The sequence below is a fragment of the Pseudomonas entomophila genome, assembly GCF_013523125.1.
In the GTDB taxonomy this organism is placed as follows: domain Bacteria; phylum Pseudomonadota; class Gammaproteobacteria; order Pseudomonadales; family Pseudomonadaceae; genus Aquipseudomonas; species Aquipseudomonas entomophila_B.
In genome coordinates this window covers 1-984 of record NZ_JAAMQJ010000100.1, presented here as the reverse complement: position 1 = coordinate 984, position 984 = coordinate 1, and the positions used below count along the sequence as shown (strand labels likewise).

The 984-nt window shown below is 59.5% G+C and carries 1 protein-coding gene; it reads left to right on the top strand.

Annotation, left to right across the window (positions count from 1 at the left end; all coding sequences use genetic code 11):
• Nucleotides 1-44: 44 nt before the first annotated feature.
• Nucleotides 45-984 (top strand): IS30 family transposase (locus tag G7007_RS21725; RefSeq protein ID WP_181105155.1); only part of this gene is annotated, 940 nt, incomplete at its 3' end.

Sequence of the window (984 nt, the reverse complement as noted above, 5' to 3'; positions counted from 1 at the left end):
GGCGGTCTCAGTGACCAAGTGCAACACCCGAGGTAAGGTGCTGCATGACTACTCACTACACCCACTTGACCATCGAAGAGCGCGTAACGCTAATGATCATGCGTATGCAAGGCGCCTCGCTGCGAGCCATCGCCCAAGTTCTTGGACGCCAACCCAGCACGCTGAGTCGAGAGGTGCGGCGCCAGTCGCAGCCTGGGCACTATGACGCCAGCACTGCCGGTGCTCGAGCCCGTGCCCTCAGACACGTCCCGAGGCGCAGCAAGATTCTTGCCCCTGGTTCTGAACTGTTCCAGGTCGTACACAGCATGTTGGCCAAGGGCTGGTCTCCTCAGCAAATTGCCGCCAGACTCAAGGACTACTGGCCTGATAATCCTGAGCGGCATGTGAGTCACGAAACGATCTACCTGACAATCTATGCATACCCACGCGGCGAGCTTAAGCGTCAACTCATTGGTTACCTGCGCCAGGGCGGCAGCAAGCGGCGTACTCGCAGCACTGCGCCAGCTCGGCGCGAGCGCTATCCAGCTGAACAGAATATTCGCTATCGGCCTGAAGAGGTCGAAGGTCGACAAGTGCCAGGTCATTGGGAAAGCGACCTGATCATGGGCGCGAACAATCGCTCGGCAGTAGCGACGATGGTCGAGCGCACGAGCCGTTTCGTGATCCTGGCCAAGTTGGATGCGCCCACCGCAGACGCCGCGCTAGAGGGGATGACGCGAGAACTTTCGCGGATGGCACCGGCGCTGCTGAAAACCATGACCCATGACCAAGGCAGCGAGATGGCCAAGCATCAAGAGCTGACAGCTCGTACGGGAATGAAGATCTACTTCGCTGACCCGCACAGCCCTTGGCAAAGAGGCAGCAACGAGAACACGAACGGCCTGCTCCGGCAGTACTTACCCAAGGGCACCGATTTGTCGCTGGTTAGCCAGGAGCGGCTGGACGAGATTGCCGACTTGCTCAACACCCGACCTCGTCAGACAT